At 38.6% G+C, this 20,518-nt stretch carries 17 protein-coding genes and 2 tRNA genes; 9 read left to right on the forward strand and 10 right to left on the reverse strand.

The genetic code is table 11. From position 1 onward, the window contains the following. Positions 1 to 472: 472 nt before the first annotated feature. From NLX65_RS02835 to NLX65_RS02870, 8 genes are all read right to left on the reverse strand, one after another. Positions 473 to 1,015, reverse strand: coding sequence for a CvpA family protein (locus tag NLX65_RS02835; RefSeq protein WP_260536985.1), 543 nt, complete (start codon positions 1,013 to 1,015; stop codon positions 473 to 475). Between the two features lie 80 nt (positions 1,016 to 1,095). Beyond that, the gene (locus NLX65_RS02840; RefSeq protein WP_260536987.1) at positions 1,096 to 1,749 is read right to left on the reverse strand and encodes an SIMPL domain-containing protein; all 654 of its coding nucleotides are present in this window, start codon (positions 1,747 to 1,749) and stop codon (positions 1,096 to 1,098) included. 158 nt (positions 1,750 to 1,907) lie between these two features. Then, positions 1,908 to 3,161: a hypothetical protein gene (locus NLX65_RS02845; protein WP_260536989.1), complete on the reverse strand. Its 1,254-nt coding sequence runs from the start codon at positions 3,159 to 3,161 to the stop codon at positions 1,908 to 1,910. Positions 3,162 to 3,349: 188 nt separating this feature from the next. Beyond that, on the reverse strand, positions 3,350 to 4,441 hold the full coding sequence (locus NLX65_RS02850) for a hypothetical protein (RefSeq protein ID WP_260536991.1): 1,092 nt from the start codon (positions 4,439 to 4,441) through the stop codon (positions 3,350 to 3,352). A gap of 616 nt (positions 4,442 to 5,057) precedes the next feature. Further along, positions 5,058 to 6,605: an Rne/Rng family ribonuclease gene (locus NLX65_RS02855; protein ID WP_260536993.1), complete on the reverse strand. Its 1,548-nt coding sequence runs from the start codon at positions 6,603 to 6,605 to the stop codon at positions 5,058 to 5,060. Positions 6,606 to 7,133: 528 nt separating this feature from the next. Then, entirely contained in the window at positions 7,134 to 7,760 is a 627-nt protein-coding gene (locus NLX65_RS02860; RefSeq protein ID WP_260536995.1) for a nicotinamide mononucleotide transporter family protein, read from the reverse strand. A gap of 37 nt (positions 7,761 to 7,797) precedes the next feature. Beyond that, positions 7,798 to 8,001 (reverse strand): hypothetical protein, encoded by a 204-nt coding sequence (locus tag NLX65_RS02865; RefSeq protein WP_260536997.1) that lies wholly within the window; start codon positions 7,999 to 8,001, stop codon positions 7,798 to 7,800. 80 nt (positions 8,002 to 8,081) lie between these two features. After that, a complete protein-coding gene (locus NLX65_RS02870; RefSeq protein ID WP_260536999.1) occupies positions 8,082 to 10,361 on the reverse strand; it encodes a BamA/TamA family outer membrane protein in 2,280 nt (759 codons plus the stop codon). A gap of 306 nt (positions 10,362 to 10,667) precedes the next feature. Here NLX65_RS02870 and recA point away from each other — a divergent pair, with 306 nt between their 5' ends. The 9 genes from recA to fabV all read left to right on the forward strand — a co-directional run bounded on the left by recA (position 10,668) and on the right by fabV (position 17,353). Beyond that, positions 10,668 to 11,678: a recombinase RecA gene (gene recA / locus NLX65_RS02875; RefSeq protein ID WP_260537001.1), complete on the forward strand. Its 1,011-nt coding sequence runs from the start codon at positions 10,668 to 10,670 to the stop codon at positions 11,676 to 11,678. 354 nt (positions 11,679 to 12,032) lie between these two features. Further along, complete coding sequence (locus NLX65_RS02880) at positions 12,033 to 12,287, forward strand: hypothetical protein (RefSeq protein ID WP_260537003.1); 255 nt, start codon at positions 12,033 to 12,035, stop codon at positions 12,285 to 12,287. Positions 12,288 to 12,566: 279 nt separating this feature from the next. After that, complete coding sequence (locus NLX65_RS02885) at positions 12,567 to 13,298, forward strand: ankyrin repeat domain-containing protein (RefSeq protein ID WP_260537005.1); 732 nt, start codon at positions 12,567 to 12,569, stop codon at positions 13,296 to 13,298. A 550-nt stretch (positions 13,299 to 13,848) separates the two neighbouring features. Then, positions 13,849 to 14,274, forward strand: coding sequence for a hypothetical protein (locus NLX65_RS02890; RefSeq protein WP_260537007.1), 426 nt, complete (start codon positions 13,849 to 13,851; stop codon positions 14,272 to 14,274). A gap of 224 nt (positions 14,275 to 14,498) precedes the next feature. Further along, positions 14,499 to 14,580, forward strand: a tRNA-Leu gene (locus NLX65_RS02895). A 91-nt stretch (positions 14,581 to 14,671) separates the two neighbouring features. Next, positions 14,672 to 14,746: transfer RNA gene (locus NLX65_RS02900), tRNA-Val, on the forward strand. Between the two features lie 276 nt (positions 14,747 to 15,022). Beyond that, positions 15,023 to 15,646 (forward strand): M23 family metallopeptidase, encoded by a 624-nt coding sequence (locus NLX65_RS02905; RefSeq protein ID WP_260537008.1) that lies wholly within the window; start codon positions 15,023 to 15,025, stop codon positions 15,644 to 15,646. 5 nt (positions 15,647 to 15,651) lie between these two features. After that, positions 15,652 to 16,137, forward strand: a complete 486-nt coding sequence (locus NLX65_RS02910) for a bactofilin family protein (RefSeq protein WP_260537010.1) — start codon at positions 15,652 to 15,654, stop codon at positions 16,135 to 16,137. A gap of 1 nt (position 16,138) precedes the next feature. Further along, positions 16,139 to 17,353 (forward strand): enoyl-ACP reductase FabV, encoded by a 1,215-nt coding sequence (gene fabV / locus NLX65_RS02915; RefSeq protein WP_260537012.1) that lies wholly within the window; start codon positions 16,139 to 16,141, stop codon positions 17,351 to 17,353. Positions 17,354 to 17,819: 466 nt separating this feature from the next. Here fabV and NLX65_RS02920 read toward each other — a convergent pair whose 3' ends face one another. Together NLX65_RS02920 and NLX65_RS02925 are read right to left on the reverse strand one after the other, a co-directional pair. Next, the gene (locus NLX65_RS02920) at positions 17,820 to 19,325 is read right to left on the reverse strand and encodes a sodium:solute symporter family protein (RefSeq protein ID WP_260537014.1); all 1,506 of its coding nucleotides are present in this window, start codon (positions 19,323 to 19,325) and stop codon (positions 17,820 to 17,822) included. Between the two features lie 995 nt (positions 19,326 to 20,320). Beyond that, on the reverse strand, positions 20,321 to 20,518 hold a 198-nt coding region (locus NLX65_RS02925), incomplete at its 5' end, for a hypothetical protein (protein WP_260537016.1).

Below are 20,518 nucleotides of genomic sequence, written 5' to 3' on the forward strand. Positions count from 1 at the left end.
AATGTTTTAGCTAGTTCCAATAACCCTAATTTAGGCTTGATAATTTTTTGATGTAAGTTCATAGTAGTTAAGATTTATATCATCATAATTTAACAATTGTCAGATTAAATCCTAACTACTACACATTGATGCCACTTTTTACACCGCGACTTTTTACAGGGGTGGTTTTCTTTTAATGTAAAAAAACGTATCTGTTCACATTACTGGTTAATAGTGAATTTTATTCCTCTTTTTTCTTGATAAAAAAGTGTACAAAAAATCAAGTCCTCGGTAAAAAGTCGCTGAAAGCGCCATCTTACAGATGGAAAAACAGAAAGCGCCCCCTTTGGGGGCTTCAAAGGAAACTGTTTTTCCACATCATCTGTATGATGCCACTTTCTATAGCACGACTTTTTACAGGGGCGGTTTTTTTGACGCAAAAAACCATCGCGCTGAATACATACAAAAAAACAATGACTCGAACAGATACGACTTATGGCTTGGATTTACGAAGGGGTAAATCTTTTATTTGGCACCATTGTTTAAATGGGTATAGATGATCTATCGATGTAAAGCATTGTAAGATCTTTGGGGCAATCGGTTCCAATAGTGGAAATAAAAGGCTAGTATCTGTATAGGCATTAGGCAAGACCGTAAGTCCTAAAAAACCCCAAAAGTAAATCAATAAGCTTATAAAAAATGCCACTTTGCATAACCCAAATACCCCCCCTAACAGATTGTCAAACATACCCAGCAGGCTAATGACCACAATGCCTTTAATCAATTTCGTTAACAAGTAGATTACCAATCCGCCTATGAAAAGCATTAGAATGGCTAAGCAAATAGGCAGGCAAGTAGCTAAAGTAGGTAACTTGTGTGCTATGATAGGTAGCAATGTATAAAATAAGGTTACACCTTTTATAGAACCAAATACCAATAGGAAAGAGGCAATCAGCTCTACAATAAACCCCTTTTTTAGCCCATTATACCCCCCCCATATAAGTGGTATAATTAGTAAAATATCAAGACCATTCATATTAATTTTAATGGTATCTAAGCCATAAACTAGCAACCTGAATAGGTATAGTTATTGAATAGTGTATTCCATTTGGGTGACTACACGCACCTTTTTTTAGTAGGTAGATGGGTATCCTCTATAGAAAAAACGCCTTGAACGGCTCTACGTAGTATGCCTAAACGAACATCTGAATCAGCGGCAAGTTGATGCGCAGCTTTTTTTACATTTATGGTGGCCTCTTGAATCATAGATGGCTTAATTGTATTTAAATCTGTAAAGATAAATTTAGTTAGTCCATCCCAGTGGCCCCTTAGGCAAACCCCCATTTTCACTAGTTCCTGAGATTTTTGTACGGTTTCATAGATTAAAAATACATTTGGTGTATGTACGATAATTTCCATTTTGATGGAATACCTACAGCTCTTTGAATCATATTTCCCATGGTCACTTAACTCAGGAGTACCATAGATAATTTCTTTATCTACAAATCCTTTCTGACTTAGAAAGCCAACCAATATTTCTGTTTGGTTTGTAATTTGTCTATTAACTTGCTCTAAATCATGATCTATTGCTTCAAACCTAATAGTCCATATACCTACATTGGCATCTACTTCTCTTTCTGCAAGCCCTTTTACGCTGATGTACGCTACAGATTTTGAACGGACATAGCAAAATGCTAGGCCAAAAATCATACTACTCACCACCAATCCTATACTCAAGATAATAGCAGCTTGTATTTTGTTTGTATTCATGTCAATATATTATTTTTGCCTACCCTTATTGTCTGATCTCTTGAAGCGAGCGAGCAGGGAAGCATATATATGCAATCATCTCAGGTGTCATACATAACCAATGATGACAAACTGAGATGGTTCAATAATACTTTTATAAGCATTAAGGTGTAGAAATATTACAAGCTAAACTTTATGCAGCCAGATAATTTATGCTGCATCGCTTTATCTTTTTCCGCTTTTTGTCTCCCTTCTTTTACTAGATTATATCCACCAGAAAGCGTAAAATATTTGTTGACTTCATAGGCAAGGGTTGGCACTATATTATATTGATATTTAGAAGCTTGAGCAGGCCTGTGTTCGTGCTCGTTCTCTAGTATGCGTAGATAAGATCCACTTACAGAGAGTGTCCACTTAGGTGTTGCACAATATGCCAACATAAGCCCTCCTCCGAATGCATTTATAGCATACAGTTTATCTTTTTCCTGATCTATATAATAGGCCGCACACATTTCTTCGCGTTTTTTATTGTCTTGAATGGCTGCGAGCCCTAGTAGGTAATCACCCAAACCATGCACATAAACACCCTGTAAGGTAAGTGTAAATTGCTTAGGTATCTCATACTGAATGCCTAGATGGCCACCTGCAGAAAGGAAGTAATGTGTTTTCGAGCCTTTCTCATGTGTACCATGAGTATAATCTGTCAAACGACCCAATCCACTTAGACCAATATTCCATTGGTCTGTAACAACCCCTATATTAATACCAAAGGCTGGAATACGATCTTTAGTCTGAAAAGGACGCTTTTTATTGTCTAGTTTATCCCATTTATTTACTCGACTCTTTTCTTTTTCGTCATCGTCTTGTTCTTCTGAGTGGTTTTTATCAAAGTATCCTAATTTTAATTTAACGGGCCTTTCAATCGCATAACCTAATTGAAAGCAACCAAAAGTATACGCATGTTTTAGTTGCAATACAGTTTCACTTGGCGATATAAGAAAGGAACCATCTGCTTTTTCATAGCCAAAAATAGTAGAAGTATAACCCATTGTTACCATCTTCCCAATGGCTACAGCAGTATTGTTAACGTTAAATTCCTTTCCATTCCAATTAGTTCCTATAGAAACTTTCACCTCCTTATTACACCAAGCTTTTGGCACATTTGCACTAAACTTTAGTTGTGCGCTTAGGCTGTTTCCAGTAGAAATTGCTTCGTCTTGATATATAATAGAAGGACTCATCTTAACCGTAGCACCCACCTTTATGAGCTGCTCAGCTTTAGTGGCATCCTTTGTTTCTAAGGCATCCTTCTCTACCAATGATGCACCATCTACTTCATCTGCTTCTAATTGGAACTCATATGGATCAGCATATATAGGGTCTATCATACTATTGGCAAAAAATAAGCCAAGTAACGCGATTTTAATTTTCATAGCAAAATAGGTTAAAAATTATATAGTTTACAATTATCCTCCTGCCTAAGCCTCTCTGAAAGAAGGCCGTAAAAAGCCAGTGATCTACCCAACCTATAGCCTTACCTGCTTTAGGAGAAATACAATATCAGATAACTAGCCCCATTATAATAAATATTATAGTTATAAACAATATTTGTAGCGCGCAACTAATCTGCCTCTAGCAAGTCTTGGAGACCTTCTAGTTTAGTTATGTGATTTAATGTATTATTTTTACACTGAGGTTCTTTGCACTTTAAAGCCTTATAGGGGGCCTGTTTTACAGGTCGCATAGAGATGCCGACTTGTAGATAAAGAGCTGGTTGTTTATACTGAATATTATAATCATAGGATTTTGTATGGGTAAATTGTTTGAATCTTTGCCTTTCCATAGAAAGACGGGTAATGCATGAAAAGTAATCTGTAAGCTGCTGCTCATACCCTAACCCCAAATTATAGGCCAATGCTTGGTGTAAATAGGGACCAAAAGTGACCAGTTTAGAGAACATATGACCCAAGTGCTGCACATAGAATAGACGTATGTCTCCAAAAAACCTATGTTTTTGATGGCTAACCATATACCACCCACATTTAACAAACCATCTGCCCTGCGTGGACCATTTTTTATGCAAAATGTATGCCTTATGCGTTATATCTTCATTATTGTGGAGCAGTTTATAGGTCCTATTAAAGACCATTTCTCTACCCATACCTACAAACAGCTGTTTCCAGCAAATATATTGTATGCCTAGTGTAATAGGCAACCCCAATCCTTTGCCTTGAAATGCTGTGTTGGTAACCCTACCACCATATGCGGTATGATTAGATGGATTAAAGCCACGGACTTGATATAATGTATCGTGGAACCAATTGGGTTTGTATGCTTCATTTGTCTTAGTTATAAAAAAGTAATTACCTTGTTGCCTTTGCAGTAAATGCATCTGCTCTAATCGGTTTGTGTAAAAAATAGCCCCAAGGCCTATGCTGCAATCAAATGAAAAGTTGGCCCATCTGCTTGATACCTGCTGATGTGTAGTGGACTGAATAAATGTGTGAACACCCAGCGGTTCTTCCAATAACGTGTCTGCAGCTACTTTATTCAACGGGTTGTTGTGATGTGGTAAAGGGGATCCTTTGGTAGCAATCGCAATGGCAGAGGCATCGCTATTTATCTGGGTGTTGGCTTGTTGCAAATAAGGTATAATAAGGTTAACGTTGTCCCATGTTTGTTTGGATAAACTGCCGGTTATGGCCTGTTGCAACTGATATACTGCTTGATTTCTAAAACTTTTATTTTTTTTATTTTTTTAAGGCCACATTGCTTGTAAAACTCAGTTATCTTTTGTAGGATTGTAGAAGAGTTTTTGGGTGCCCTATTTTGTACACGCGCTGCATGTGCATTTGTACATAAGCAAAGTAGCAAGCTAAAAGTGCCTATTAAAATAGGGGTTGCACTTAAAATAGGGGTTGCACTACATTTAGGTAGTTTAATGCGCTCCATAATTCATTTTTATTGTTAACCGCGTTATGTTCGTTAGCATTATTGCTCTTTTTTACATTTTACTCAACTGGTTGTTATAAGTTGATAAAAAGCAAAAGACAATGTAGATCTATGGCTTATTACCCGCCATGCCTCCTCAAAAAGGATCGTTTGCTCGACTCCTTCAATCAATTCAAATCCTTTTTGTGCTTAGTATTAATGTAATGGTTCCTTGTGAATTATACAAATTTAATAGGGCCAGCTGGGTGAGCAGTCATTTGCAAGTAGGTAGAAGACACCATACACATATTCTGTTTTATGCCATTAAAAGGCAATAAAAAAATAGACTTAGCTTAGTAGCCAGCCAAGTCTATTCAAGATAATAAGATAAAAAAGCACTAATGGAGTTCTATTTCTTCTTGATTTTGATTGACCAGTTTATAATCTGTGATCGCCATTGAAGAATCTTCCACCAAGGTTACCCACCTACCATATTTTAAGAACCATTTCAACCGTTTAGAGATCATATTTTTGGTAAAATAGGCATAGAGGTAAGGATGTACCAAAAGCCTGATCCCTTTTTCATTTTGATTCATTAAAACAAAACGTAAGTTTTCTTCAATTCTTTCTGAAACCAATATAGAGGCATCAATCTTGCCTGTTCCATTGCAAGATGGGCAAAGCTCCCTGGTGACTACATTCATTTCTGGACGCACCCGCTGGCGTGTGATTTGCATAATGCTAAACTTTGACAGGGGTAAAACAGAAGTTTTAGCACGATCTTCTTTCATGAGCTCCTTCATTTTTTGATAAAGGAGCTTACGGTCTTCTAGGTCCTTAATGTCTATAAAATCCACAACTATAATCCCGCCCATGTCCCGTAGACGCAACTGCCGTGCAATTTCTTGTGCAGCAGCTAAATTAACGTTTAAGGCCATTTTTCCCTCTTCATCCACCGCTCTATTCCCGCTGTTCACATCAATGACATGCATGGCTTCTGTATGCTCAATCACTAAATAGCCCCCGCCCTCTATGCCAACCGTTTGACCAAAAAGTGTTTTCAATTGCCGCTCTATGCCCAATTGTTCAAAGAGCTTGATCTTACCTTGATGGAATTTAAGAATCTTTTCCTTATCAGGTGCAATAGTATGTATATATTGTTTTATTTCGGTATAAAGGAGCTGGTCATCCACCACAATACTGTCAAAAGACTCATTGAGCATATCCCGTAAAATAGTATAGGCTCTGTTTACTTCTCCTATTACTTTTTCCCCGGGTAATGCAGCGGCCAATTGCTCTATTCCCTTTTTCCACTTGTCGATCAGGTCTTTCAGATCCCTGTCTAATGTAGCCACATCAATGCCTTTGGCTACAGTACGCACAATGACACCAAAGTTTTTAGGTTTAATGGACGCAATTAAACGATGTAGCCGATCCCGCTCTTCAGGATTGGTAATCTTTTTGGAAATACTAATCGTATCTACAAAGGGTATGAGGATCATATAACGACCTGGTAAAGTCAATTCGGAAGCTATACGAGGCCCCTTACTTGAAATAGGCTCTTTAACAATCTGAACCAATACTTCTTGCCCTTTTGTCAGTAAATCCCCAATTTTACCAAGTTTGTCTATGGATGGCTCAACTACAAAGTTGGCTAGATTCTTTACATTGCCCTGCTGGTGTCGTACAAATTGAATCGCCTTTTTCAAAGAATTGAATTGTGGACCAAGATCCAAATAATGCAAAAAAGCATCTTTTTTGTATCCTACATCCACAAAGCTTGCATTTAAACTGGGCACTACTTTTTTAATAACACCCAAATAAATATCACCTACTTTGAATTTGTTATCTTCCTTTTCTACTTGATATTCAAAAAGATTTCCATCTTTTAGCAGTGCTATTCTACAATTATTATCCGTACTATTAATTATCAATTCGTTACCCACGCGCTCATTTTGTTTACGTTTTTACAGAAACCAAGAAAGCAATTAGTAGCTATTTAATAAATAGTTAAACAAAGCAGATAATAATGCTTCTTGACACTTAAGGGCTATCTATTTTTCTTTTTATGTCTATTTAACCTAAGCCGTTTTTTACGCTTATGTGTAGCTACTTTTTGTCTTTTTCTTTTCCTACCACAAGGCATTTTACTAAGATTTCGTAAGTTATATGTATTATACCACTCTGGAACAGAAAATACTCCTTCCCTATTCCTTGGTCAGAAGCTTCTATTCACCTATGTTTAAATGTCTATTAACTTAAGGCGACAAACCCTACTGAAAACCCAATACGGTTTAGGCATTGGGCATTGATCTCTCCAATTTACTGTTTTTTTCTTTAAATACATGCATATTGCGTATGGTTCTACCTATTATAGCGGGCCAAACCCTGTTTTTATGTCTAACTAAATGGTGCAACAGCTATTGTAAAATGGCCATATAGCTCCACTTATAACAGCTACGAAAGGTAGGCCGCTAAGATGCTTTCATGGTTTTGTAAGATAAGTACCATTTTATTTGCCCATAAACACCTATGCACGATAAAATAAGGTAATGTATACTGAGCATTATGGCGCCTTTTTGATAGCAGGCTAGGGAGAAAACTATATAGCGAAAAAGGGCGATCATCCATCTTTCTAATTTTTTATGGGACATCAACCATTTGTCCATAAAGCCAAAAGCAAGGTAACAATCATCCCCATACGATGATATATTAAAATATCTACCTACTACAAAGCGCCAAACCATTCCCCCCAAGATACTCATACCGGTAATGGACAAGAATACTTTATAGGATGTTCTACTCACTTTTACAGGCTTGCGATGGGTGGTTCCCTTCCATCTTAAATAGGCATATAGATTAAAGAATATAAAAATAATGCTATAGACTACTTTGCCATAGAGTCGTCTAACGGAGTAGACGTAAATATTCATAAAAGCAATAGGAAAGGCCAAAATTTTGCTCCAAATATTTTGACGTGCCTCTAAAACATGGGTAAAAATGGATGCAACTACTAGACTAAATTCCAATACGTTTCGTTGGTTATGAAGCAGCCATTTGCCTACACCAATCATGGCTGTTAAGAGTTGCTCGATGATCATATGGCAAAAGTAATGTCAAAAAAGTTAAAGTATAGCATCATCCTTTGCCATCTATATGCTCTGTACCCATCGGTTCATTGGGTTGCAGTTGGGTGCCATTTCGTTTGAGCTGTGCATTGGATTGGGTATGAATGTTACCTATTAGTTCATATACTTCTCGAAAAGGCTTTTCAGACAAAGCTTTAATAATTATATTCACTTCATCGATACTTAACCTAAGTGCTATTGTATTTGGTTGCATATACTTATGACCTATTTAGGTTTTTTTATTCAAAAAAAAAATTGTCCTGTTATGATAACAGGGAATGACTTACCCTACCCTTAAAAAGGATACCCAATGGCTAGGTTAAAAACGGGTTGTAGCTTTTGTAGTGCCTTTCCAGAAGGTCTACGTAATGGAAAAGCTAAATCCCCACAAAGTACAAATGTATTGTAAAAATTCAATCTTAACCCAAACCCGCCGCCTAAAGCAAAAGATTTATAAAAATCCCTATAGAATTGCATGGATTGGGGAGCATCTTTTGACAACCGCCAGGTATTGCCTATATCCAGAAAAAGGGCGCCTTCTAGATAACCCATTAATTTTTGACGCAATTCTATATTCCCTAGCAAAAGCAAATCACCTTTTTGCTCCTCTTTTTTATCTCCTTGGTATAGACCAGGGCCAATCATTTGCCTATCCCAAGCCCGTACACTACCATGTCCTCCTATGGCATATTGTTTGTCTGGATGTACGTTATCTGCTGTTGTATAGCCTCTAGCCATACCAAACTTAGTTTGGCAAGCTAGGGTCGTATGGGTTGTAAAATTAAAAGCATGACGATACCCTATATCTATTTTAATATACCTATAAAATTGAAATGTTTTAGGTAAAATCTGCTTAAACAGGGCAAGGTGCTCAAATAGGCCGCCATGTTCTATGGCAATTGAAACCATCCATTTATATCTATCTAACGCGTTGAGATAGAGCGTTGGGGTTGCCGCTCTTATGGTGGCTATACACCCTATGCTTGTCAAAAAAGAAGGTGCTCTTAATTTTAGTTGACTGATTTTTGTTTCATCTATGACTTTAGGGTAGTCAAATACTACTTTAAAGGGCGAAAATTCGTATGCAACCTGTTTACTAGACCAATCATAATTTAAGGCGGCATCTATTTTTTTGTTACTGTAAATAGGATTTTTTGTAAAACTGTAGCCAATGTCTATGCTGGTGCTTGGATTAAAGTTTTCCAACATTAGGTTGCGCTTTTCTGGTAAACAGCAGATAAAACGTGGCGTGGTAAATTTACCACGCAATCCATATGCAATATGCTGCACAAGCTTGGTAGCTGCTTTGGTTATGAATTCCTCCCTAAGTGCAATACTGGCCTCTATATGCAGTATGCCTAGTCCACCAACCCGTCTTATGGCAGTGTTTAACTTGATGGTAGGGCGGAGTCGCTTCAGGTTGAGGTTAACACATTCCCCACCCAATTCTGTTTGTAATCTTACCCGTTCATAAGGCTTGGCATGAATATAAATGACTAGCTGCTCCGCTTCTATTTTGGGCAAAATCGAAATGGACTCAAATGTGGCAATGCGGTAGAGTCGTTCATAGGTTTCTAGAATTTTACTTTTATTATAAAGATCACCAGGACGAAGGGGTATTTTTCTTGCTAGATCGTCTAAAGGATAGCGGTCGGATGGGACCAAAAAATCAAGGCTCTGGCATGTTTTGGTTTGCAGAGGTGTAGCACTGCATTGGTAATCTTTTTGGGTGGTTAGATCTACCACAACACGGCCTATTTTGGTTTGATGCACGGTGGCTTCCGGTATGGTTACTATAGTAGTCACATCTATGGTATGGGTTGCCTCTGATAGATTCGCTTTAAAATATACATATTGTTCATCGCATTCAAAGTAACCATGGTCAGACAATAAGTTGATAATACGCGCTTGTTCGTTAACAAAATCTTGATATTGATAAGGGCAGCCTATCTTAACTAAACTTTCATCATGGTGGCTAGCTAATAGCTCTCGTATGGGTTTATGACTTATTTGTAAACTTGTTGAAGCAATTCTATACAAATGCTTTGGCTTTATGTAATAAGTAACAGATACTATTTTTTTCTTAAAATCAGTTTTAGATGTAACTTCAGTATCTAAATATCCTTTGGCATGTAGGTAGTTTAAAAATATTTTTTCATTATGGTGTACATACATTGGATCATAGTGTAAGGGTTTTTCACCCATACGCATGAGGCGGTTCCCATTTGCTATGGCATATTTTTTGCGCTTAATAAGTCGATCTCGTTTGGCGATGTGCTTCATTTTTTCTTTTTCACGCACCGCTTTGCGGATGCGGTAGGCATATGCTTGCTGAATAGATGTGATTTCATTTTTTATCTTTTCAATATTGTGATGGTTTTGTCCCCATTGATAGAGCCATTTTTCAATAGGCATACCTAAAAAAGTCGCGTGGGGTTGATAAATAGAGTGCTTGTATAAGGCTTCCTTGTGTTTAGTATTGACGCCTATGATTACCTCTTTGATGGGTAAAGCAGCAGCTGCATGTAGCCAGCTCATGGCTAATAGTAGTTGCATGATATATGTTATAACCATTGCTTTCCGCTTGGTTAAGAAATAAGTTTTCAACTTTTTATATTCAAAAATTTAAAGGGTAGGCTACCCATTTGGAGGCCTACCAAAGATACGAGATATCGTGCAACAGCTCTACCTTGTATGCAAGGTAGAGCTGTTGTGATGCGATATCAAATAAATGTAGTATGTTTAGCCAAGGAATTGCGCCCGTACGCTTTAGAAGAGGCGATTTTTGTTTTTTTGCGTAGCATGGTCATGCCACTGAAGAGCTATGCATTAAACTACTAAAAAATTTAGGCCATTTTTATTTTTTAAAACTTATACTATATGACTGATCATACAGAAAAATTAAAAGCGCTACAAGTTACCATTGATAAATTAGAAAAGACCTATGGCCGTGGGGCAGTTATGCGGTTAAGCGACAATCATATAGTAGATATTCCTGTCATTTCCACCGGCTCTTTGGGTTTAGATTTAGCACTAGGAGTGGGTGGAATACCTCGTGGTAGAATTATTGAGATTTATGGGCCAGAGTCTTCTGGCAAGACCACCCTTTCTTTGCACTGTATTGCAGAGGCGCAAAAGAAAGGTGGGCTAGCTGCTTTTATTGATGCGGAGCATGCTTTTGATAAAAGCTATGCAGAACGCTTGGGTATAGATACAGAAAACTTGCTTATCGCGCAGCCAGATGATGGTGAGCAAGCGCTGGAAATAGCGGAACATCTGATCCGTTCTGGGAGCATAGACATTTTAGTCATTGATTCTGTAGCAGCATTGGTTCCTCGTAGTGAACTAGAAGGGGATATGGGTGACAGTAAGATGGGATTACAGGCGCGTTTAATGTCACAAGCTTTGCGCAAACTTACCGGAACCATTAATAAAACGGGATGTGCTTGCATTTTTATCAATCAGCTTAGAGAAAAAATTGGTGTGCTATTTGGCAACCCAGAAACCACTACTGGTGGAAATGCATTAAAGTTCTATGCTTCTGTTCGCCTGGATATCCGTAGTCTAACCTCACTAAAAGAGAGTGATGGTACCGTATCAGGGAAACGCACGCGGGTTAAAATCGTAAAAAACAAAGTAGCCCCTCCTTTTAGGGTCGTTGAGTTTGATATTCTCTATGGAGAGGGGGTGTCTAAGGTTGGAGAACTGATTGATATTGGTGTAGAATTGGGTGTCGTGAAGAAGGCAGGCTCTTGGTTTTCCTACGAAGAACATAAACTCGCCCAAGGAAGAGAGGCGAGCAAAGAGCTCTTAAAGGACCATCCAGAGTTGTTTAACAAAATAGAAGCAGACATTAAAGCAAAAATTTCCGATGCGATACATAAGGGTTAGATAGATAGCTTGATTTCTGCCCACTACGGCTAGCCTAACCTATTTGCCGCATCAATTATGGGTATATCCCTTGCTTATGGCCTCCGGTAAAAATGTTGCTTTATCGGTGGCTATAATATCCCTATAATACCTTATAAGAAAGTACCTCATTTTGATATACCCTTTTGCAGCGCAGTGTTACATTGTATGCCTCACTTTTATTACTTTGGAATTGTAATTTATTTTTTTTATAGTATCAATTAGATTTTAATTATGCATATGGTGTAAGAGGCGCATAGGTTCCATTATACTGCATTAAGGTTTTTTGCTTTTATAAAAAGTTAAGCAAAGCAGATAGGGCATAGATGATTGCTTATGTGCGGCCATTTAATAGAAAATGCGCAAAGCGGAGAAGATCGTAATTATTGTAATGAGTTGAGAACAGCTCGTTTAGTAGCAGGGTTATGGCTGATGGTGTTCGTTGTAGTTTATGCAAGTTATGTTTATGTGACGTGGTGGCCTCCCATAGCGTCATTAGGACCCAATGCAACTGCGCCCAAGCGTAGAGGTGGTCTGCCTTTACACCATCTGCTTCCATCCTACTCACCTAACCAGTCTATCCCTACTTAAGCGCATACTGCCTTGCCGAAATTCTTGATAAGAAAAGCGCTATATAGAGCAGCGGTATGATTTTTTTACTTTTATTTGCAATTGTATATTTTTTTGCAGCTAGAAAAACAAAGGCTAAGGGGTTATTTTGATGGTATGGTCTCCTGCTGGAGATTTCTTTTTTTTCCTTAGTTAAACTTAAGTAGCATGGAAATGTAGATAGCGCTATGCGCTATCTATGTGCATCATGTTGCTGGTTGGTTATGCTTAATGGTAGCATTCATTCTAAATAACACTGCTATGAACAAAAAATATATATACCCTAAGCTAGGCCTATGGATCGGGCTGTTATATTTCTATAGTTTGTCTCCCTGTGTAAATGCAAGGCAAGCATTTGAGACAGCTGCACTATCTTCAATATCAGTCGTTCCGGATGTAAGTACTCAGCTGACTAAATTCAATACAAGTCCTACACTACCAGCCAAATTACGATCCAATATAACGTCTGCAAATGTAGAAGAACGTTTTATTGAAGAACGTTCTATTATTAAGGGGACGCAACAGAAGCCAGAGGTCATAAAGCGTATTCAGAAACGCTTCGCTTGGTCCAAGAAACCTTCTGGTGAGGTAAAACATCCTATGGTATTGGATGATGAGATCTTAAAAAGCATGGATCAAACAGTCTTGAACGACTTGTCGGGCAAAGATCGGTTGAGCAATCGGGTAACATATTGCTTGGAGGGTAACAAAATAAATTGGCGATTAAGCAAGGAGCATTGGTTAAAATGTATTAAATATTGGCATGGTAAAGGTCTAAATGTAAATGCAAAGAATAAAGACGGCGATACCCTATTGATGAAGGCAGTAATAACAGAGGATGAAGATACGATTCGATTCTTATTAGGTCAAGGGGCTGATGTGAATGTACAAAATAACGCTGAGGAGACAGCTCTATTTTGTGCAACCAGAAAGATTCTGGATAAGATGCTACTGGAAATATGGGGCCTCAAGATGATATCTTTGATCTTTTAGTGAAACATAAGGCAGATGCGTGTATAAAAAATTACAAAGGACAAACTATAATAGATATAGTAGTATCCTTTTATTACTTTATGTACGAGAATTATGTGGTAAAAAGCCTTATAAAGCATATAGAAAAATTATGCCAAGCTCAGCAGTGTCCAGTAGCCTAACACGTTCATCCAATGCTATCAGCTGAAAAGCGCTATAGTAATGCAACGACCAAAGATCCAGGAGATTTGGTTCCTAATGGCAAATTTTGGGTATCTGTTCACGATACTGGTTAATAATGCATTTTATCCCACTTTTTTCTTGATAAAAAAGTGGACAAAAAATCAAGCCCTCGGTAAAAAGCCGCTGAAAGTGACATCTTACAGATGGAAAAACAGAAAGCGCCCCCTTTGGGGGCTTTAAAGGAAACGGTTTTTCCAAATCATCTGTAAGATGCCACTTTCTAAACCGCGACTTTTTTCAGGGGCGTTGTTCTTTTAACGCAAAAACCACTGCGCTGAACACATACAATTTTGGTTCGCTGGTTGATAAGGCGCACGTTATTGATGCAATGGCTCAAAATACTATAAATCAAAAATATATCCACTATAAGGCAAGCCTATTCATTGCATTGTTAGGCCTTAATACCTTATCTTCTTGCGTCCATACAAGGCAGATATTTGGCTCGCGTGTAACAGAAGGTCGGCAAAGTAGATGTGATACCTATCGCTACCATGTAGTAATAAACGCAACAAGTGTATACAATCACCATCATGGCAGTTATAATAAAAATTATATCCATATAGCATGGTGTATACTCTTAATGCTATTGATCGGTCTTGGCTATTTCAGATTCACTTTCGAGGAACCATTAAAATTTAATGCAACTAAGGTGAATCGTAGCACTGCTTTGTTCCCCTTAGGGACAAACATATTCAGCAGCGTGATGCCATCAACATTCCATGCTGATGGATGGAATGCAACCAACAAAAAGTAAAAATAAAAATGTCTTATGAACCAATGACGTGAAGAGACAGATTTATTTTTAAGACCTTAGACTATACGCTACAGCAAGTAAATTAAAATATTTTTGTTCGATTTTTTCAGGCCTACTCTAGGTATCCAAATCATCGATGCAATATTTGGCAAATACCCTAATATATGCTAAATTCAATAGGTTTATTTCAGTTGAAATTAAAGTATAAAGCAGCTGAAGTTTTTGCGCATGTGGTGAAATTGGTATACACGCCATCTTGAGGGGGTGGTGCTTTCGGGCATGGGGGTTCGAGTCCCCCCGTGCGCACGGAAAAAAGCGGCCTATATCAAGTGGCGCTTCTATGAAGTATGCAGGTTTTATATGCATTAAATTTTGTACCAAGTGCTTGTGCCCTTAAGGGTGGTTAGCTCAGATGGTCTAGAGCATTCCGTTGACATCGGAAAGGTCGTTGGTTCGAATCCAATGCCGCCCACAATCGTTAAGATATACTCAGTAAAACCCTAAGCACAATGGGTAGGCGTGGTTTTAAAAAGGGTAATCGTAAATAAGTTGATCATTGCGTACACATAGAAGTTTTTGGGATTATTTCGAACGTAGATATCAGCTGGTGATTCGAAATGTTGAAAATTTTGCAGAACATATAACGCCTCCTTTTAGCTATGCTATCATTATTACCGTGTGTTTATCTTGGCTATGTATAAGCTTTGGCATCAGCCTGTGGCTATCTAAAACGGTTTTAGCCAGATGGATGAATCCCATCTATATAGAAACAGAAAATCAAAAAAAAATACTTTCTTTAGCTGCTACTGTAGAAGCATTGGAACAGCAAATTATCTCCCAAACGGAGTTTATTGCCACACTTCAAAAGATCATTCAAGGCACGTCTAAACAGCCATTATCCCACCCCCTCCCTGCTGCGTTTGTGGAACCCGTAGAAGCGGACGTAAAACCTGAGCCCTCTGTAGCGGTATCAACTAGTCAGAAAAGAGCTGGTGCAAATAGGCCTGCTTGCTTAGTGCCCCCTATTAATGGCATGATTACAAAACCCTTCCATAGAGAAGGCAATCATTATGGTGTAGACATTGTGGCCAAAGACAAGGACCCCATTAAGGCCATATCAACGGGTATTGTCATTTTTTCTGATTGGTCCGTTGATACAGGCTGGGTGATTGTGATTCAACACTATGATAACATCGTTTCAATCTGTAAACATTGTGCCATTTTATTTAAAAAAGTTGGTAACTTGGTTAGGGCAGGCGATGTAGTGGCCCTTATGGGCAACTCTGGAGAAATTTCTACCGGTCCACATCTACACTTTGAGCTTTGGGGCGAAGGCGTTGCACTAAATCCGGAAGATTATATTAATTCCTAGAAAAGATGTTTAACAACAAAATAAAGAGTACAAATCCTGTAACCATTAGCAACATTATAGGGCAGGGTTCTCATTTAGAAGGCAATATAAATACTATAGGTAATTTGCGTATAGAGGGTAAAATAACAGGTGGTATCAAGACAAAAGCAAAGGTAGTCTTGAATCATACTGCTCAGGTGGAGGGCAATATTGTAGCACAAAATGCTGAAATTGGTGGGGAGGTAAAGGGAACCATAGAAGTGATCGAGTTGCTTGTATTGAGGTCAACCGCAACGGTATGGGGCGATATTATGGCCAGCAAACTGGTCTTTGAAGAAGGAGCTTGTTTTGATGGGAAATGTAAAATGGGTAAGGAACATAGCGTCATAAATGACTATAAGCGTGATCACCTTTCAGAAGTTGATCCATCTTCTGAAACAGTTGAAGATGCTACGGACCACTCAGAAGCGCTTGACGCGCATACCTTCGTAAATAAGTCAACAATTCCTTAAAATGAATAGGCTAATAGAACCAAAAGTACGTGGATTTATATGTACCACCGCTCATCCAGCAGGTTGTGCAAAGAATGTACATGAGCAGATTAAGTATGTAACTAGTTGTCCTCCAATTGCCTCTGGCCCTAAAAAGGTGCTCATCATAGGTGCCTCTACTGGTTATGGTTTGGCCAGTAGAATCGTGGCTGCTTTTGGTGCGCAAGCCCAGACTATAGGCGTCTTTTTGGAGCGAGCAGCTGACGATAAGCGAACCGCTTCTGCTGGCTGGTACCATGCAGCTGCTTTTGAGCAAGCTGCCCATCAAGCAGGGCTTTATGCTAAAAGTATTAATGGAGATGCATTTTCAGATGCTATTAAGCAAGAAGCCATTTCGTTAATAAAACAAGATTGGGGTGGTGCAGTAGATTTGGTTATCTATAGCCTTGCATCGCCTCGTCGCATCCATCCTCAAACGGGTATAGTTTTTAAATCTACTTTACAACCTATTGGGGCGGCTTATAGCAATAAAACCATTGATATCATAAGTGGGCATCTTTCGAATGTTTGTATTGAACCTGCAACGCCTCAAGAAGTAATAGATACAGTGGCAGTAATGGGAGGTGAAGATTGGATCATGTGGATGGAGGCTTTATTAGAGGAGCAACTGTTGGCTAAGGCTGCACAAACCATAGCTTACACTTACCTTGGGCCCAAGCTAACAGATCCAATCTACTCCAAAGGAACCATTGGGGAAGCCAAAAAAGATTTAGCAGCAGCAAGTCAAGTGCTACAACAGCGGCTCCGTTCTATTGATGGGCAGGCGTTTATTGCTGTGAATAAAGCTTTGGTGACCCAAGCAAGCGCAGCTATACCGGTCGTACCGCTTTATATTTCATTGATTTACAAGGTCATGAAGGAAAAAAAGCTACACGAGGGATGTATAGAACAGATGTACAGGTTATATGCAGATCGTTTGTATAGACAAGATGGTAAGGTGCCTGTAGATCTACAGGGTTTGATTCGTATCGATGATTGGGAGATGCGGGAAGATGTCCAACAAGCTGTTTCGGAACTTTGGCCAAAAGTAGATGATACCAATGTAGCTACCCTTACTGACTTTATAGGGTACCGTCATGAGTTTTATAAATTATTTGGTTTTGAGGTAGAAGGGGTTGACTACAACCAACCTCAGCTGATAGCAGTGCCCATACCTTCTTTAGAGGGTCCTCAATAGGTATTGGGTCCGTCGTTTAGGCAATATAACGGGAAACTGTTACGTACGGTTTTGAAGCCGAGTGGGGAGGGGTGACTCTCTCTGCTTAGGTAACAGGTACACCTATTTTAATACAGAGATGGAAGTGCCTAATAAGCATACGTCGTTGCCCCTGTCCGCCAATAAAAAGTTGGTACGCAGTAAAAGCGTATGTGTTCAGCGCAGTGGTTTTTTGCGTCAAAAAAACCGACCCTGTAAAAAGTCGTGCTATAGAAAGTGGTATTTTACAGATGATTAGGAAAAACAGTTTCCTTTGAAGCCCCCAAAGGGGGCGCTTTCTGTTTTTCCATCTGTAAGATGGCACTTTCAGCGGCTTTTTACCGAGGGCTTGATTTTTTGTCCACTTTTTTATCAAGAAAAAAGTGGGATAAAATGCATTATTAACCAGTATCGTGAACAGATACAAAAAAGTAAGGTTAAGCATCCCTTATTCTAGGTCTATACTTTTTTTATATTTTTTAAACGCCCGTATCAGCTGTTGTATTCTTTTTTGTTGATGATTCTTCCCAATCCACCCCTTATCAGCCGGTTGTGGCAGCAGATAATGTGCAGCCATCATAGCCAAACCATTGGCTACCATGGGAAGTAATCCCCAGCCTATTCCCCCTATGGTCAGTTTAAGCCACTTTCCCAAAGTCAAAGCAGTCAGTATACCTATTGTCATTCCGATCAAAACTGTACGTGCGCTGCCTCGAAAACCAAAAACAGCTAAGCTAAAAGGAGGTATGATGATAATTTTAAAAAAAGTCATATTAGAAGTAAAAACAAACTTGCTTAATTGAAGCAAATCAGAATAATAAACCGTTATAATCATAGCCAAGAGACCGGTGACTAATGTAGTCAACTTAGCCAGTCGAAGCTGATGCACGTAGGGGATGGTTTTTATGCCTCGAATACTTTCTACGATATCATGGCTAACCATAATGGCCGTAGTGTGTAAGTTAGAATCAGCTGAAGACATGGCCATCCCTAATAAACTAAGGACGACACATCCTTTATAAACAGGGGGCATATCAGCTAGAATATATGGCCAAATGGTTGTTGCCGGGAGCATTGGATTCCCTACAAACGCAAGTAAACCAATAGACACAATGCACCCTATGATGATAAAGCTAAAAAGCGTGACACGGCAAAAAACCTTATAGGCTTGAATAGGACTAGAAGCCATATAGATGCGCTGTACAACAGATGGATCTAGGAAGCATGCTAGCACTAGACTATCCCAAATAAGTTTCAATGGTTGTTCTTTATTCCATTGAAAAAGACTGCTGAATTGAAATTTTTCTTGCTTTTTTATCGTCCAGATAACTTCTAGAAATGATTGATCTGCTTTTATAAATACAAATTTAATAAGCAGAGGAATAATAATCGTAAAGGTTGCAAATTGCCATATATCTGTAATCGTAATGGAACGAATACCCCCAACCATCGCATAAGCAATAAGGATTAAGGTTGCTAGAACGGTTACGATGCGCGGATCAATTAAATGGATGCACATGCCAATGGCGGAGGACATTACATTGATTTGAATGGCAACCATACCAATAGAATAGCAGATGCCTAATAGCGCAGCAATAACCCTTGTGTATCTGCCATATACGCTACCTAACGTCTCTGCAATAGAAAGATGCGCCATAAATGGCTCCATACGCAGCACCAGTAGACTGTTTATCCATAAACCCAATGGTATAGAAAAAATTACAACTATATAGTACAGGCCTATAATATGAACTTTTGATACAGTCTGCATCAGCGATCCCCCTCCAAAGACTGTAGCCAACACAGTAAGGACCAATGTAGTTGTGTGCAGCCGCTTATTACCTACAGCATATGCTCGAAAGGTAGTTGCCCTTTGGCTAACGTAAAGACCTACTCCTAAGGTCAATAACAAAAAGATCAATACCATTAGAAGAGGGGTGTTATAGCGTATCATAGATAAGTCAAGATTTGGTAAGCGCTGTTCATGATTACAAAAAAGTATATTAAAAATAATTGACTTATAATGTTTGATAAAAACATATGCATAAAATTTAGAACAGGGTGCATCATTATTTCGTCTTTATACCCTCAATGGCGTCAACTTAAGGAATATATTTTATTGTTTGTCAGTAAAAAGTATCTATTCGCACCATTGGTGAATAATGATTTTTATCCTACTTTTTTCTTGATAAGAAATGGAAAAACAGTAAGCGCCCCCTGTGGGAGCTTCAAAGGAAACTGTTTTTCCACATCACCAAACAAACTTGGCGTTTCAGTAAACTTGTAATCTTTAGACGAACGGTTGTGCAGCGGATTAGAAAAATAGTTCATTAAAAGCCCACGCAGTGGGCGTTTCCTGTTTTTTCCGTTGCACAACCGTTCTTTTCATTACTTTTACTGCGTGGCTAACCTTTTATTGGCGGACAGGGGCAACGACGTATACGCGTTAACCATTTCTATCTCTGTGTTAGAATAAATGTCCCTGTTACCTAAGCAGAGAGAGTCACCCCTCCCCACTTGGCTTCAAAACCGTATGTAACAGTTTCCCGTTATACGGCTCCTCTATAAGTTGGGGTTTGTCATACATATTCTCCATCTAAAACATCTTGAAGTTTACTAAAATTACTTTTATAGCTTATGATATTCATTATATCCATGTATACCTAACATTTTGTTGGTCCATAACATATAACCACTACTCATAACTTTACTTTCCAAATTATAGTGTTTACGTCTGTATATCCTGAGTATTAACTCAGGATATGGCTTCTTAAACAACCCTTCCATATATCAGCATACGGCTGGCTAACTCATTATTATCTTAATGATAAGTAAGATAGTAAGAGCTGCATTGTGGTTACTCCGTTCCACGTTTTCCTTTCTCGTTAAGTTTAGAGTATTACTATTTCACGGAAGCTGAGAACATCTATAACTAAAGTAACTTAACCTTTAGTTCCTATTGTTCGTCGTAACTTTTGTTTTATGCGTTTCAACCTTATTTCCCATATTTGGCCTAACGACAATTCTGACATAAGTTTCTCTCGTAATCTTGCTTAACTCTGTTTGAAGGGATTTGCTATAAGGTTTAAGATTACCTGCTTTTATCTCTTGCTTCCATCCTAGAGGGTGCCAGACTCTAAAACGTGA

It is taken from the genome of Candidatus Cardinium sp. TP (genome assembly GCF_025215055.1).
Lineage (GTDB): Bacteria > Bacteroidota > Bacteroidia > Cytophagales > Amoebophilaceae > Cardinium.